The sequence below is a fragment of the Cronobacter sp. JZ38 genome, assembly GCF_008932145.1.
Classification (GTDB): Bacteria; Pseudomonadota; Gammaproteobacteria; order Enterobacterales; family Enterobacteriaceae; genus Cronobacter; species Cronobacter muytjensii.
This window is the reverse complement of the sequence record NZ_CP017662.1, coordinates 4,220,518-4,234,757: the sequence shown is the minus strand read 5'-3', so window position 1 is coordinate 4,234,757 and position 14,240 is coordinate 4,220,518. Positions and strand designations below refer to the sequence as shown.

Annotated in this window: 10 protein-coding genes, 5 tRNA genes and 3 rRNA genes; 17 read left to right on the top strand and 1 reads right to left on the bottom strand. The window is 51.7% G+C overall.

The genetic code is table 11. From position 1 onward, the window contains the following. Positions 1-26: 26 nt before the first annotated feature. The 6 genes from BJP61_RS19985 (at position 27) to birA (ending at position 7,242) form a co-directional block, all read left to right on the top strand. Positions 27-1,569, top strand: a 16S ribosomal RNA gene (locus tag BJP61_RS19985). An 86-nt stretch (positions 1,570-1,655) separates the two neighbouring features. Continuing rightward, positions 1,656-1,730, top strand: a tRNA-Glu gene (locus BJP61_RS19980). A gap of 202 nt (positions 1,731-1,932) precedes the next feature. After that, positions 1,933-4,836 (top strand): 23S ribosomal RNA (locus BJP61_RS19975). A 92-nt stretch (positions 4,837-4,928) separates the two neighbouring features. Next, positions 4,929-5,044 (top strand): 5S ribosomal RNA (rrf, locus tag BJP61_RS19970). Together the 16S, 23S and 5S rRNA genes with 1 tRNA gene alongside form the textbook arrangement of a ribosomal RNA operon. Positions 5,045-5,254: 210 nt before the next feature. Beyond that, the gene (gene murB / locus BJP61_RS19965) at positions 5,255-6,283 is read left to right on the top strand and encodes a UDP-N-acetylmuramate dehydrogenase (protein ID WP_038865725.1); all 1,029 of its coding nucleotides are present in this window, start codon (positions 5,255-5,257) and stop codon (positions 6,281-6,283) included. Further along, positions 6,280-7,242, top strand: coding sequence for a bifunctional biotin--[acetyl-CoA-carboxylase] ligase/biotin operon repressor BirA (gene birA / locus BJP61_RS19960; protein WP_161580538.1), 963 nt, complete (start codon positions 6,280-6,282; stop codon positions 7,240-7,242). The genes murB and birA overlap by 4 nt, the downstream gene beginning before the upstream one ends. Before the next feature lie 34 nt (positions 7,243-7,276). Here the strand turns inward: birA and coaA are convergent, their stop codons facing one another. Then, positions 7,277-8,227, bottom strand: a complete 951-nt coding sequence (gene coaA, locus BJP61_RS19955; RefSeq protein WP_202624483.1) for a type I pantothenate kinase — start codon at positions 8,225-8,227, stop codon at positions 7,277-7,279. 482 nt (positions 8,228-8,709) lie between these two features. Between coaA and BJP61_RS19950 the strand changes: the two genes are divergently transcribed. The 11 genes from BJP61_RS19950 to rplL all read left to right on the top strand — a co-directional run bounded on the left by BJP61_RS19950 (position 8,710) and on the right by rplL (position 14,118). Further along, positions 8,710-8,785 (top strand) — tRNA-Thr (locus BJP61_RS19950). A 9-nt stretch (positions 8,786-8,794) separates the two neighbouring features. Then, positions 8,795-8,879 (top strand) — tRNA-Tyr (locus BJP61_RS19945). A gap of 109 nt (positions 8,880-8,988) precedes the next feature. Next, positions 8,989-9,063, top strand: a tRNA-Gly gene (locus BJP61_RS19940). 6 nt (positions 9,064-9,069) lie between these two features. Then, positions 9,070-9,145, top strand: a tRNA-Thr gene (locus tag BJP61_RS19935). 112 nt (positions 9,146-9,257) lie between these two features. Beyond that, positions 9,258-10,442: an elongation factor Tu gene (tuf, locus tag BJP61_RS19930; RefSeq protein ID WP_038869252.1), complete on the top strand. Its 1,185-nt coding sequence runs from the start codon at positions 9,258-9,260 to the stop codon at positions 10,440-10,442. Positions 10,443-10,676: 234 nt separating this feature from the next. After that, positions 10,677-11,060: a preprotein translocase subunit SecE gene (gene secE, locus BJP61_RS19925; protein WP_007727302.1), complete on the top strand. Its 384-nt coding sequence runs from the start codon at positions 10,677-10,679 to the stop codon at positions 11,058-11,060. Position 11,061: 1 nt separating this feature from the next. Continuing rightward, positions 11,062-11,607 carry a transcription termination/antitermination protein NusG gene (gene nusG, locus BJP61_RS19920; protein ID WP_001287521.1) on the top strand — a complete coding sequence of 182 codons (546 nt, stop codon included), beginning with the start codon at positions 11,062-11,064 and terminating at the stop codon, positions 11,605-11,607. Positions 11,608-11,757: 150 nt separating this feature from the next. Further along, a complete protein-coding gene (rplK, locus tag BJP61_RS19915; RefSeq protein ID WP_004387082.1) occupies positions 11,758-12,186 on the top strand; it encodes a 50S ribosomal protein L11 in 429 nt (142 codons plus the stop codon). 3 nt (positions 12,187-12,189) lie between these two features. Beyond that, entirely contained in the window at positions 12,190-12,894 is a 705-nt protein-coding gene (gene rplA, locus BJP61_RS19910; RefSeq protein ID WP_004387081.1) for a 50S ribosomal protein L1, read from the top strand. A gap of 291 nt (positions 12,895-13,185) precedes the next feature. Further along, entirely contained in the window at positions 13,186-13,683 is a 498-nt protein-coding gene (gene rplJ / locus BJP61_RS19905; protein ID WP_038865708.1) for a 50S ribosomal protein L10, read from the top strand. Between the two features lie 66 nt (positions 13,684-13,749). Next, positions 13,750-14,118, top strand: a complete 369-nt coding sequence (gene rplL / locus BJP61_RS19900; protein WP_007727297.1) for a 50S ribosomal protein L7/L12 — start codon at positions 13,750-13,752, stop codon at positions 14,116-14,118. The last annotated feature ends 122 nt before the right edge of the window (positions 14,119-14,240 follow it).

Here is a 14,240-nt window from a genome sequence, read left to right as displayed (position 1 = left end):
AGTTTAATTCTTTGAGCATCAAACTTTAATTGAAGAGTTTGATCATGGCTCAGATTGAACGCTGGCGGCAGGCCTAACACATGCAAGTCGAACGGTAACAGAAAGCAGCTTGCTGCTTTGCTGACGAGTGGCGGACGGGTGAGTAATGTCTGGGAAACTGCCTGATGGAGGGGGATAACTACTGGAAACGGTAGCTAATACCGCATAACGTCGCAAGACCAAAGTGGGGGACCTTCGGGCCTCATGCCATCAGATGTGCCCAGATGGGATTAGCTAGTAGGTGGGGTAACGGCTCACCTAGGCGACGATCCCTAGCTGGTCTGAGAGGATGACCAGCCACACTGGAACTGAGACACGGTCCAGACTCCTACGGGAGGCAGCAGTGGGGAATATTGCACAATGGGCGCAAGCCTGATGCAGCCATGCCGCGTGTATGAAGAAGGCCTTCGGGTTGTAAAGTACTTTCAGCGAGGAGGAAGGGGTTAAGGTTAATAACCTTAATCATTGACGTTACTCGCAGAAGAAGCACCGGCTAACTCCGTGCCAGCAGCCGCGGTAATACGGAGGGTGCAAGCGTTAATCGGAATTACTGGGCGTAAAGCGCACGCAGGCGGTCTGTCAAGTCGGATGTGAAATCCCCGGGCTCAACCTGGGAACTGCATCCGAAACTGGCAGGCTTGAGTCTCGTAGAGGGGGGTAGAATTCCAGGTGTAGCGGTGAAATGCGTAGAGATCTGGAGGAATACCGGTGGCGAAGGCGGCCCCCTGGACGAAGACTGACGCTCAGGTGCGAAAGCGTGGGGAGCAAACAGGATTAGATACCCTGGTAGTCCACGCCGTAAACGATGTCGACTTGGAGGTTGTGCCCTTGAGGCGTGGCTTCCGGAGCTAACGCGTTAAGTCGACCGCCTGGGGAGTACGGCCGCAAGGTTAAAACTCAAATGAATTGACGGGGGCCCGCACAAGCGGTGGAGCATGTGGTTTAATTCGATGCAACGCGAAGAACCTTACCTGGTCTTGACATCCAGAGAATCCTGCAGAGATGCGGGAGTGCCTTCGGGAACTCTGAGACAGGTGCTGCATGGCTGTCGTCAGCTCGTGTTGTGAAATGTTGGGTTAAGTCCCGCAACGAGCGCAACCCTTATCCTTTGTTGCCAGCACGTGATGGTGGGAACTCAAAGGAGACTGCCGGTGATAAACCGGAGGAAGGTGGGGATGACGTCAAGTCATCATGGCCCTTACGACCAGGGCTACACACGTGCTACAATGGCGCATACAAAGAGAAGCGACCTCGCGAGAGCAAGCGGACCTCATAAAGTGCGTCGTAGTCCGGATTGGAGTCTGCAACTCGACTCCATGAAGTCGGAATCGCTAGTAATCGTGGATCAGAATGCCACGGTGAATACGTTCCCGGGCCTTGTACACACCGCCCGTCACACCATGGGAGTGGGTTGCAAAAGAAGTAGGTAGCTTAACCTTCGGGAGGGCGCTTACCACTTTGTGATTCATGACTGGGGTGAAGTCGTAACAAGGTAACCGTAGGGGAACCTGCGGTTGGATCACCTCCTTACCTGCAAGATACAACCTCGCGTGCTCACACAGATTGTCTGATAGAAAGTAAAGAAGCAAGACGGCTGCGAAGTCGTGACACGCTGTGTCCCCTTCGTCTAGCGGTTAGGACTCCGCCCTTTCACGGCGGCAACAGGGGTTCGAATCCCCTAGGGGACGCCACTTGCTGGGTGTGGGTGAAAGACACAACCAACCGATATCTCAAAACTGACTGTTAAGTCACGTTTGAGATATTTGCTCTTTAACAATCCGGAACAAGCTGAAAATTGAAACAGACATGCTGCTGCATTCTTCCGTAAACAGGGAATGCGCGGTGTGTCAGAGTCTCTCAAACTCGCAGCACGAAGACTTCTTCGGGTTGTGAGGTTAAGCGAACAAGCGTACACGGTGGATGCCCTGGCAGTCAGAGGCGATGAAGGACGTGCTAATCTGCGAAAAGCGCCGGTAAGGTGATATGAACCGTTATAACCGGCGATGTCCGAATGGGGAAACCCAGTGCAATTCGTTGCACTATCTCAGCATGAATACATAGTGCTGTGAGGCGAACCGGGGGAACTGAAACATCTAAGTACCCCGAGGAAAAGAAATCAACCGAGATTCCCCCAGTAGCGGCGAGCGAACGGGGAACAGCCCAGAGCCTGAATCAGCTTGTGTGTCAGTGGAACGGTCTGGAAAGGCCGGCGATACAGGGTGACAGCCCCGTACACGAAGGCACACAGGCTGTGAGCTCGATGAGTAGGGCGGGACACGTGATATCCTGTCTGAAGATGGGGGGACCATCCTCCAAGGCTAAATACTCCTGACTGACCGATAGTGAACCAGTACCGTGAGGGAAAGGCGAAAAGAACCCCGGCGAGGGGAGTGAAACAGAACCTGAAACCGTGTACGTACAAGCAGTGGGAGCCTTCGTAAGAGGGTGACTGCGTACCTTTTGTATAATGGGTCAGCGACTTATATTCTGTAGCAAGGTTAACCGCATAGGGGAGCCGAAGGGAAACCGAGTCTTAATTGGGCGTTAAGTTGCAGGGTATAGACCCGAAACCCGGTGATCTAGCCATGGGCAGGTTGAAGGTTGGGTAACACTAACTGGAGGACCGAACCGACTAATGTTGAAAAATTAGCGGATGACCTGTGGCTGGGGGTGAAAGGCCAATCAAACCGGGAGATAGCTGGTTCTCCCCGAAAGCTATTTAGGTAGCGCCTCGTGAACTCATCTTCGGGGGTAGAGCACTGTTTCGGCTAGGGGGCCATCCCGGCTTACCAACCCGATGCAAACTGCGAATACCGAAGAATGTTATCACGGGAGACACACGGCGGGTGCTAACGTCCGTCGTGAAGAGGGAAACAACCCAGACCGCCAGCTAAGGTCCCAAAGTCATGGTTAAGTGGGAAACGATGTGGGAAGGCCCAGACAGCCAGGATGTTGGCTTAGAAGCAGCCATCATTTAAAGAAAGCGTAATAGCTCACTGGTCGAGTCGGCCTGCGCGGAAGATGTAACGGGGCTAAACCATGCACCGAAGCTGCGGCAGCGACACTATGTGTTGTTGGGTAGGGGAGCGTTCTGTAAGCCTGCGAAGGTGTGCTGTGAGGCATGCTGGAGGTATCAGAAGTGCGAATGCTGACATAAGTAACGATAAAGCGGGTGAAAAGCCCGCTCGCCGGAAGACCAAGGGTTCCTGTCCAACGTTAATCGGGGCAGGGTGAGTCGACCCCTAAGGCGAGGCCGAAAGGCGTAGTCGATGGGAAACAGGTTAATATTCCTGTACTTGGTGTTACTGCGAAGGGGGGACGGAGAAGGCTATGTTGGCCGGGCGACGGTTGTCCCGGTTTAAGCGTGTAGGTGTGATGACCAGGCAAATCCGGTTATCTTTAACACTGAGGCGTGATGACGAGGCACTACGGTGCTGAAGCAATAAATGCCCTGCTTCCAGGAAAAGCCTCTAAGCATCAGGTAACACGAAATCGTACCCCAAACCGACACAGGTGGTCAGGTAGAGAATACCAAGGCGCTTGAGAGAACTCGGGTGAAGGAACTAGGCAAAATGGTGCCGTAACTTCGGGAGAAGGCACGCTGACATGTAGGTGAAGCCCCTGCGGGTGGAGCTGAAGTCAGTCGAAGATACCAGCTGGCTGCAACTGTTTATTAAAAACACAGCACTGTGCAAACACGAAAGTGGACGTATACGGTGTGACGCCTGCCCGGTGCCGGAAGGTTAATTGATGGGGTTATCGCAAGAGAAGCTCCTGATCGAAGCCCCGGTAAACGGCGGCCGTAACTATAACGGTCCTAAGGTAGCGAAATTCCTTGTCGGGTAAGTTCCGACCTGCACGAATGGCGTAATGATGGCCAGGCTGTCTCCACCCGAGACTCAGTGAAATTGAACTCGCTGTGAAGATGCAGTGTACCCGCGGCAAGACGGAAAGACCCCGTGAACCTTTACTACAGCTTGACACTGAACATTGAGCCTTGATGTGTAGGATAGGTGGGAGGCTTTGAAGCGTGGACGCCAGTCTGCGTGGAGCCAACCTTGAAATACCACCCTTTAATGTTTGATGTTCTAACCTGGCGCCATAATCTGGCGTGGGGACAGTGTCTGGTGGGTAGTTTGACTGGGGCGGTCTCCTCCCAAAGTGTAACGGAGGAGCACGAAGGTCAGCTAATCCTGGTCGGACATCAGGAGGTTAGTGCAATGGCATAAGCTGGCTTGACTGCGAGAGTGACGGCTCGAGCAGGTGCGAAAGCAGGTCATAGTGATCCGGTGGTTCTGTATGGAAGGGCCATCGCTCAACGGATAAAAGGTACTCCGGGGATAACAGGCTGATACCGCCCAAGAGTTCATATCGACGGCGGTGTTTGGCACCTCGATGTCGGCTCATCACATCCTGGGGCTGAAGTAGGTCCCAAGGGTATGGCTGTTCGCCATTTAAAGTGGTACGCGAGCTGGGTTTAGAACGTCGTGAGACAGTTCGGTCCCTATCTGCCGTGGGCGCTGGAGAATTGAGGGGGGCTGCTCCCAGTACGAGAGGACCGGAGTGGACGCATCACTGGTGTTCGGGTTGTCATGCCAATGGCACTGCCCGGTAGCTAAATGCGGAAGAGATAAGTGCTGAAAGCATCTAAGCACGAAACTTGCCCCGAGATGAGTTCTCCCTGAGACTTTAAGTCTCCTGAAGGAACGTTGAAGACGACGACGTTGATAGGCCGGGTGTGTAAGCGCAGCGATGCGTTGAGCTAACCGGTACTAATGAACCGTGAGGCTTAACCTTACAACGCCAAAGAAGTCTGGCGTGTTGAGAGATGATATTCAGCTTGTGACGGATAAACGTTCATGGCGGTACGCGGTGAACGACAGAATTTGCCTGGCGGCTGTAGCGCGGTGGTCCCACCTGACCCCATGCCGAACTCAGAAGTGAAACGCCGTAGCGCCGATGGTAGTGTGGGGCCTCCCCATGCGAGAGTAGGGAACTGCCAGGCATCAAATAAAGAACCCCTCAGCCGTGCTGAGGGTTTTTGCTTTTTGTAGCCCGGATTTTATTATCCGGCGCTTTTGCTTTCATACGCATCACCGCTCTTATCAATGACCTACCACTTCGCTTCTCTTTTGTCTGTCTGCTTATGCGGCAGACAAGCTATCACCTGACTAATCGGTTAAACTGTCCCTGTTTTGATATCAGGATTACTGGCATGAATAACTCCCTTAAACCCTACAATACCTTCGGGATTGATAAACGCGCGCAGAATATCGTCACGGCGCACTCTGACAAAGAGCTGGCTGAAGCATGGCAGCAGGCTCAAGCCGCTTCTTTGCCTGTATTGATTCTGGGCGAAGGGAGTAACGTACTGTTTCTGGATAATTTCAATGGTACCGTTATTCTGAATCGTATTATGGGCATCCAGGTTGAAGAACAACACGATGCCTGGTTAGTGCATGCGGGCGCGGGTGAGAACTGGCACCATCTCGTAGAATTTACCCTTGATCATAATATGGCTGGGCTGGAGAATCTGGCGCTGATTCCCGGCTGTGCAGGATCATCGCCCATTCAGAATATCGGTGCGTATGGCGTAGAGTTCAAACAATTTTGTCTGTATGTCGATTGTATCGATCTGGTCTCTGGTGAACATGTCCGGCTCGGAAACGCCGATTGCCGGTTTGGTTATCGCGACAGCGTATTCAAACATGATTACCAGCATCAATATGCGATTACAGGTATTGGTCTTCGCCTTCCGAAGCAGTGGACGCCCGTCCTTACTTATGGTGATTTGACTCGTCTGTCATCTGAAACCGTTACGCCCCGTCAGGTGTTTGAGACGGTGTGCAATATGCGCCGCACGAAGCTTCCTGATCCAAAAGAATATGGTAATGCCGGCAGTTTCTTTAAAAACCCGGTCATATCGGCAGAAGAAGCCAGCGCGCTCTTTGTTCATTATCCCGATGCGCCGCGCTACCCGCAAAATGACGGTCAGGTAAAACTGGCGGCAGGCTGGCTTATCGATCGCTGCGAAATGAAAGGCCATCGTATCGGCGGCGCAGCCGTTCATCGTCAACAGGCTTTGGTGCTGATTAATGAACAGAGCGCGACCAGTCAGGACGTGGTGAAACTTGCGCATGAAGTCCGCCAGCGCGTTGGTGAAAAATTTAATGTCTGGCTTGAGCCGGAAGTTCGTTTTATTGGCGCTATGGGTGAAGTGGATGCCGTGGAGACAATCGCTTGAAAGACAATACTATTCCTTTAACGTTGATTTCCCTTCTTGCCGATGGCGACTTCCACTCCGGCGAACAGCTGGGTGAAAAGCTGGGTATGAGCCGGGCGGCTATTAATAAGCATATTCAGACGGTGCGCGACTGGGGCATTGACGTATTTACAGTGCCGGGTAAGGGTTACAGCTTACCTGGGCCAATACAGTTGCTTGATGAGTCTTTTATTCATTCCCACATTAAATCCGGCTCGGTAACGGTATTGCCAGTTATCGACTCGACAAACCAGTATTTACTGGATCGACTATCAGAGCTTGAGTCTGGCGATGCATGTATTGCGGAGTATCAGCAGGCAGGTCGCGGGCGTCGCGGGCGTAAATGGTTCTCGCCATTTGGCGCGAACCTTTATTTGTCAATGTACTGGCGGCTTGAACAAGGGCCTGCAGCGGCGATTGGCCTGAGTCTGGTTATCGGTATTGTAATGGCGGAAGTGCTCCATGAGCTGGGTGCCGGGCAGGTTCGGGTAAAATGGCCGAACGATCTCTATCTGAACGACCGTAAGCTGGCGGGCATTCTCGTCGAGCTGACGGGCAAAACAGGCGACGCGGCGCAAATCGTGATTGGCGCCGGTATTAACCTGGCGATGCGGCAGGTTGAGAGCGAGATCGTCAATCAGGGCTGGATCAATCTGCAGGAAGCGGGCATTAAGGTCGACCGAAATGAACTTGCAGTAAGGTTGATCGAAAAGTTACGTTCTTCACTGCGTGAATTTGAGCAGGAAGGTCTGACTCCGTTCCTCGCCCGTTGGGAAAAACTGGATAATTTTATTCACCGTCAGGTTAAGCTTATTATCGGTGAGCGTGAAATATACGGTATTTCTCGTGGTATCGATAATCAAGGCGCTTTATTGCTGGAGCAAAATGGCATAATTAAGCCCTGGGTTGGCGGTGAAATCTCATTACGAGGCGCAGAATAAAAAAGGGAGCTTGGCTCCCTTTTTTATATCTCAATCATTTTCGCAACCGTACACACTCGACAGCATGATTAGCACTCTTTGTCATAATCAGACTGGCGCGTTCACGTGTGGGCAATATATTCTCTTTTAGATTCAACCAGTTAATCTCTTTCCATAGTTGCGTAGCTATGTTGACCGCTTCGTCTTCGGAAAGCTGCGCATAATGATGGAAATAAGAGTCCGGATCGGTAAACGCGCCTTCACGAAATTTCAGGAAGCGATTAATATACCAGCGCTGAAGTAAGTCTTCAGGCGCATCCACATAAATCGAGAAATCCACAAAGTCAGAAACAAATACATGATGTGGGTCATGCGGATAATCCATACCGCTTTGCAGGACATTTAACCCTTCGAGAATAAGGATATCGGGTTGGTGGACGACCTTATCTCCATCGGGTATCACATCATAAATTAAATGCGAGTAGACCGGCGCGGTGACGTCCGGTACACCTGATTTAATATCAGAAACAAACTTAACCAGCCGATGCATATCATATGACTGCGGAAAGCCTTTTTTCTTCATCAGATTACGTTCTTTCAGCACCGCATTGGGATGAAGAAATCCATCAGTGGTTATCAGTTCAACGCGACGGTGCTCAGGCCATCGGCTTAACAGTGCCTGTAATACACGCGCCGTGGTGCTTTTACCCACCGCCACGCTGCCGGCAATACTGATGATATAAGGGATACGCTGGCCATTCGTTCCCAGGAACTGCTCAAGTACTGCCTGGCGACGTAAGTTAGAACTGATATAAAAATTGAGCAAGCGCGACAGCGGCAGATAAATTTCGGCCACTTCTTCCAGAGAAAGGTCTTCGTTAATACCCTTTAAACGCGCTATTTCGCCTTCGGTAAGCGTCATTGGCACAGAGTCGCGCAGGGCTGCCCACTGGCTCCGGTTAAACTGGAGATAAGGGGACGTTAATGTTTGATCTTTATTACTCATAAGCATGCTTCTGCCTGTCATTCAGGACAAAATGAAAACCCTTTGCTCAGCGCTGTGATGCTTTCATCTTAGACCGCTTAATGGCACGCCGGGTAAGCGAGAATTTCACAATGGGCAGGAGGGTAACATCAGATTAAAAGGAATAATAAGAAAAAATCTTCCGTACATTCCTTTCTCCGGAAAGCGTCACGGTTCTTTCTCATGATTGTATAAACCTTATCCGCATCTTAACGTTCTCTCTCAAAATCGCGGGTAGAGGAAAGAGGTGAAGCGTATCGCGGGTGAATTTTAACCGCATCCCCCGCATCCTTTTTCTTCAATGGCGATAAATCGCAACGCCAAACTGTGGAATATTTCAGCATGAGTGGCTGAAAAGGCATCAGAAATGCGCAGTGGTGCGCAAAATGTGAGCGATAAAGCGGAATAAGCAATTTTTTTGTTGCATGCGCGCCCCGCTATTCCTAGAATGCGCGCTACTTGATGCCGGCTTAGCTCAGTAGGTAGAGCAACTGACTTGTAATCAGTAGGTCACCAGTTCGATTCCGGTAGCCGGCACCATCAAGTTCAGGTGGGGTTCCCGAGCGGCCAAAGGGAGCAGACTGTAAATCTGCCGTCACAGACTTCGAAGGTTCGAATCCTTCCCCCACCACCACTTTCGGCTTCGCGATTGCGTTGCCAGAGTTGGTCGGTAAGCCTGCCAGCTCAAGCAAAAAAGGTTTTCTTTTTTGTACAGAAAGAACTGGGTAGCCGAGTTTCAGGATGCGGGCATCGTATAATGGCTATTACCTCAGCCTTCCAAGCTGATGATGCGGGTTCGATTCCCGCTGCCCGCTCCAGGATGTGCTGATATAGCTCAGTTGGTAGAGCGCACCCTTGGTAAGGGTGAGGTCGGCAGTTCGAATCTGCCTATCAGCACCACTTCTCAATCTCCTCCCTGTTTCTCTTCTGTAGATCTATTCAACAAATTCAGGCTGTTGCCTGGTTGATGTGGTGATACCACCGATTTATCCGTGTCTTAGAGGGACAATCGATGTCTAAAGAAAAGTTTGAACGTACAAAACCGCACGTTAACGTCGGTACTATCGGCCACGTTGACCATGGTAAAACAACGCTGACCGCTGCCATCACTACCGTTCTGGCTAAAACCTACGGTGGTTCTGCTCGTGCATTCGATCAGATCGATAACGCGCCGGAAGAAAAAGCTCGTGGTATCACCATCAACACCTCTCACGTTGAATATGACACCCCGACTCGCCACTACGCGCACGTTGACTGCCCGGGCCACGCCGACTACGTGAAAAACATGATCACCGGTGCTGCTCAGATGGACGGCGCTATCCTGGTTGTTGCTGCGACTGACGGCCCGATGCCGCAGACCCGTGAGCACATCCTGCTGGGCCGTCAGGTAGGTGTTCCGTACATCATCGTGTTCCTGAACAAATGCGACATGGTTGATGACGAAGAGCTGCTGGAACTGGTTGAGATGGAAGTGCGTGAGCTGCTGTCTCAGTACGACTTCCCGGGCGATGACACCCCGATCGTTCGCGGTTCCGCGCTGAAAGCGCTGGAAGGCGAAGCTGAGTGGGAAGAGAAAATCATCGAGCTGGCAGGTCACCTGGATTCTTACATCCCGGAACCGGAGCGCGCGATTGACAAGCCGTTCCTGCTGCCGATCGAAGACGTATTCTCCATCTCCGGTCGTGGTACCGTTGTTACCGGTCGTGTAGAGCGCGGTATCATCAAAGTTGGTGAAGAAGTGGAAATCGTTGGTATCAAAGACACCGCGAAATCTACCTGTACCGGCGTTGAAATGTTCCGCAAACTGCTGGACGAAGGCCGCGCGGGCGAGAACGTAGGTGTTCTGCTGCGTGGTATCAAACGTGAAGAAATCGAACGTGGTCAGGTACTGGCTAAGCCGGGCTCCATCAAGCCGCACACCAAGTTCGAATCTGAAGTGTACATTCTGTCCAAAGACGAAGGCGGCCGTCACACTCCGTTCTTCAAAGGCTACCGTCCGCAGTTCTACTTCCGTACCACTGACGTGACCGGTACCATCGAACTGCCGGAAGGCGTTGAGATGGTAATGCCGGGCGACAACATCAAAATGGTTGTCACCCTGATCCACCCGATCGCAATGGACGACGGTCTGCGTTTCGCAATCCGCGAAGGCGGCCGTACCGTAGGCGCGGGCGTGGTTGCTAAAGTTCTCGGCTAATCGCTGATAACATTTGACGCAATGCGCAATAAAAGGGCATCATTTGATGCCCTTTTTGCACGCTCTCGAACCAGAACCTGGCTCATCAGTGATTTATTCCACATAATCATTGCTGAGACAGGCTCTGCAGATAGCGTAACTCCGAAGCGCAATGTAAAAAGAGCAATTCGGTCTGGCTTGCCTCGCACGTGCGGGGCAAAAATGTTTGTCTGATTTACTATGACAGGTTGGTTTATGAGTGCGAATACCGAAGCTCAAGGAAGCGGGCGCGGCCTGGAAGTGATGAAGTGGCTGGTTGTCGCTGCGCTGCTGATTGTAGCTATCGTAGGCAACTTTCTTTACCGTGAGATTACCCTGCCGCTGCGTGCTCTTGCGGTAGTTATTCTGATTGCTGCAGCGGGTGGTGTCGCGCTGTTAACGACAAAAGGTAAAGCTACCGTCGCCTTTGCCCGTGAAGCGAGAACCGAAGTCCGTAAGGTTATTTGGCCGACTCGCCAGGAAACGTTGCACACCACATTAATCGTGGCTGCAGTGACTGCTGTAATGTCACTGATCCTGTGGGGGCTGGATGGTATTCTGGTCCGCCTGGTATCCTTTATCACTGGCCTGAGGTTCTGAGATGTCTGAAGCACCTAAAAAGCGCTGGTACGTCGTTCAGGCGTTTTCCGGTTTTGAAGGCCGCGTAGCGACGTCGCTGCGTGAGCATATCAAATTACACAACATGGAAGAGTTGTTTGGCGAAGTCATGGTTCCTACCGAAGAGGTTGTGGAGATCCGTGGCGGCCAGCGTCGCAAGAGCGAGCGCAAATTCTTCCCCGGTTATGTGTTAGTTCAGATGGTCATGAACGATGCAAGCTGGCACCTGGTACGTAGCGTGCCGCGTGTGATGGGCTTTATCGGCGGTACTTCTGACCGTCCGGCACCGATCAGCGACAAAGAAGTCGATGCGATTATGAACCGCCTGCAGCAGGTGGGTGACAAACCGCGTCCGAAAACGCTGTTTGAACCGGGTGAAATGGTTCGCGTTAACGATGGTCCGTTTGCTGACTTCAACGGCGTGGTTGAAGAAGTTGACTACGAGAAGAGCCGCCTGAAAGTATCTGTATCTATTTTTGGTCGTGCTACGCCGGTTGAGCTTGATTTCAGTCAGGTCGAAAAGGCGTAAGTCGAGCTCGAAAAAGCAGCGGTTAACCGTTGCACAAGGCGCGAGATTGGAATACAATTTCGCGCCTTTTGTTTTTATGGGCCCAGCCCATAAAACGTTTTAATCACGGGGAGCCTCTCTGAGGCGCTAGACCCAACTGAGGAAATTTTCATGGCCAAGAAAGTACAAGCCTACGTTAAGCTGCAGGTTGCAGCTGGTATGGCTAACCCGAGCCCGCCGGTCGGTCCGGCTCTGGGTCAGCAGGGTGTTAACATCATGGAATTCTGTAAAGCGTTCAACGCCAAAACGGATTCCATGGAAAAAGGTCTGCCGATTCCGGTTGTTATCACCGTTTACGCTGACCGCTCTTTCACCTTCGTTACCAAAACCCCGCCGGCAGCTGTACTGCTGAAAAAAGCGGCTGGTATCAAGTCTGGTTCCGGTAAGCCGAACAAAGACAAAGTGGGTACCATTACCCGCGCTCAGCTGCAAGAAATCGCACAGACCAAAGCTGCTGACATGACTGGCGCCGACATTGAAGCGATGACTCGCTCCATCGAAGGTACCGCACGTTCCATGGGCCTGGTAGTGGAGGACTAAGAAATGGCTAAACTGACCAAGCGCATGCGTGTGATCCGTGACAAGGTTGATGCTACCAAACAGTACGACATCAACGAAGCCATCACTCTGCTGAAAGAACTGGCTACCGCTAAGTTCGTAGAAAGCGTTGACGTTGCTGTGAATCTCGGCATCGACGCTCGTAAATCTGACCAGAACGTACGTGGTGCAACTGTACTGCCGCACGGTACTGGCCGTTCTGTTCGCGTAGCCGTATTTACCCAGGGTCCGAACGCTGAAGCTGCTAAAGCAGCTGGCGCAGAGCTGGTAGGTATGGAAGATCTGGCTGAGCAGATCAAAAAAGGCGAAATGAACTTTGACGTTGTTATTGCTTCTCCGGATGCAATGCGCGTTGTTGGCCAGCTGGGCCAGGTTCTGGGCCCGCGTGGCCTGATGCCAAACCCGAAAGTTGGTACTGTAACGCCGAACGTTGCTGAAGCGGTTAAAAACGCTAAAGCCGGTCAGGTTCGTTATCGTAACGACAAAAACGGCATCATCCACACCACCATCGGTAAAGTGGATTTCGACGCTGACAAACTGAAAGAAAACCTGGAAGCGCTGCTGGTTGCTCTGAAAAAAGCAAAACCGTCTTCTGCTAAAGGCGTGTACATCAAGAAAGTTAGCCTCTCCACCACCATGGGTGCAGGTGTTGCGGTAGACCAGTCTGGTCTGAGCGCAGCGGCGAACTAATTCGCCTCTTTACGTGGGCGTCGGATTTGTCTACAATCTTACGCCCATTGTTCTGCTAAGCAGAGCATAAAAGATTTTCGGTTGGAGCCTGGCCTTATCCAGGCCTCCGTCCAAGACCGCAGGTGTTTCGAAAGAGGCTTAATTCCCTGCGTAGACGGTGACAGAACCTGAAGAATATTTTTTAAGTAGTCTTTGGCTTGTTTCTGCTCACCGTATTTCGACGCTCTTTCGTATGATTGAGTGAAGTGAGTTCCGGGACTTGTCCCGGCTAAAATCCAGGAGCAAAAGCTAATGGCTTTAAATCTTCAAGACAAACAAGCGATTGTTGCTGAAGTCAGCGAAGTAGCCAAAGGCGCGCTGTCTGCGGTTGTTGCGGATTCCCGTGGCGTTACCGTAGATAAAATGACCGAACTGCGTAAAGCAGGTCGCGAAGCTGGCGTATACATGCGTGTTGTTCGTAACACCCTGCTGCGCCGTGCTGTTGAAGGTACTGCTTTTGAGTGCCTGAAAGACGCGTTTGTTGGTCCGACCCTGATTGCATACTCTATGGAACACCCGGGCGCTGCTGCTCGTCTGTTCAAAGAGTTCGCGAAAGCGAATGCAAAATTTGAGGTCAAAGCCGCTGCCTTTGAAGGTGAGCTGATCCCGGCGTCCCAGATCGATCGCCTGGCAACTCTGCCGACTTACGAAGAAGCAATTGCACGCCTGATGGCAACCATGAAAGAAGCCTCTGCAGGCAAACTGGTTCGCACTCTGGCCGCTGTTCGCGACGCAAAAGAAGCTGCTTAATAGCGCTTACTCTCGCAACGCATTTGCTTACGTATAAAACTTATTCTGATATTCAGGAACAATTAAATGTCTATCACTAAAGATCAAATCATTGAAGCAGTATCCGCTATGTCCGTAATGGACGTTGTTGAGCTGATCTCTGCAATGGAAGAAAAATTCGGTGTTTCCGCTGCTGCTGCTGTAGCTGTTGCTGCTGGCCCGGCTGCTGAAGCTGCTGAAGAGAAAACTGAATTCGACGTTATTCTGAAAGCCGCTGGCGCTAACAAAGTTGCTGTTATCAAAGCAGTACGTGGCGCAACTGGCCTGGGTCTGAAAGAAGCTAAAGACCTGGTAGAATCTGCTCCGGCCGCTCTGAAAGAAGGCGTGAGCAAAGATGACGCTGAAGCTCTGAAAAAATCTCTGGAAGAAGCTGGCGCTGAAGTTGAAGTTAAATAAGCCAACCCTTCTGGTGGCAGCCTGAGAAGTCAGGCTGATGGCTGGTGACTTTTTGGTCACCAGCCTTTTTGCGCTAGGGGACCAGTAGCGTTTCACACTGTTTTACTGCTGGTTACCCGTCA

Bases quoted from the DNA above. Each gene is read 5' to 3' on its own strand.
- murB (WP_038865725.1), top strand. From the start codon at position 5,255: ATGAATAACTCCCTTAAACCCTACAATACCTTCGGGATTGATAAACGC.
- coaA (WP_202624483.1), bottom strand. From the start codon at position 8,227: ATGAGTAATAAAGATCAAACATTAACGTCCCCTTATCTCCAGTTTAAC.
- tuf (WP_038869252.1), top strand. From the start codon at position 9,258: ATGTCTAAAGAAAAGTTTGAACGTACAAAACCGCACGTTAACGTCGGT.
- secE (WP_007727302.1), top strand. From the start codon at position 10,677: ATGAGTGCGAATACCGAAGCTCAAGGAAGCGGGCGCGGCCTGGAAGTG.
- nusG (WP_001287521.1), top strand. From the start codon at position 11,062: ATGTCTGAAGCACCTAAAAAGCGCTGGTACGTCGTTCAGGCGTTTTCC.
- rplK (WP_004387082.1), top strand. From the start codon at position 11,758: ATGGCCAAGAAAGTACAAGCCTACGTTAAGCTGCAGGTTGCAGCTGGT.
- rplA (WP_004387081.1), top strand. From the start codon at position 12,190: ATGGCTAAACTGACCAAGCGCATGCGTGTGATCCGTGACAAGGTTGAT.
- rplJ (WP_038865708.1), top strand. From the start codon at position 13,186: ATGGCTTTAAATCTTCAAGACAAACAAGCGATTGTTGCTGAAGTCAGC.
- rplL (WP_007727297.1), top strand. From the start codon at position 13,750: ATGTCTATCACTAAAGATCAAATCATTGAAGCAGTATCCGCTATGTCC.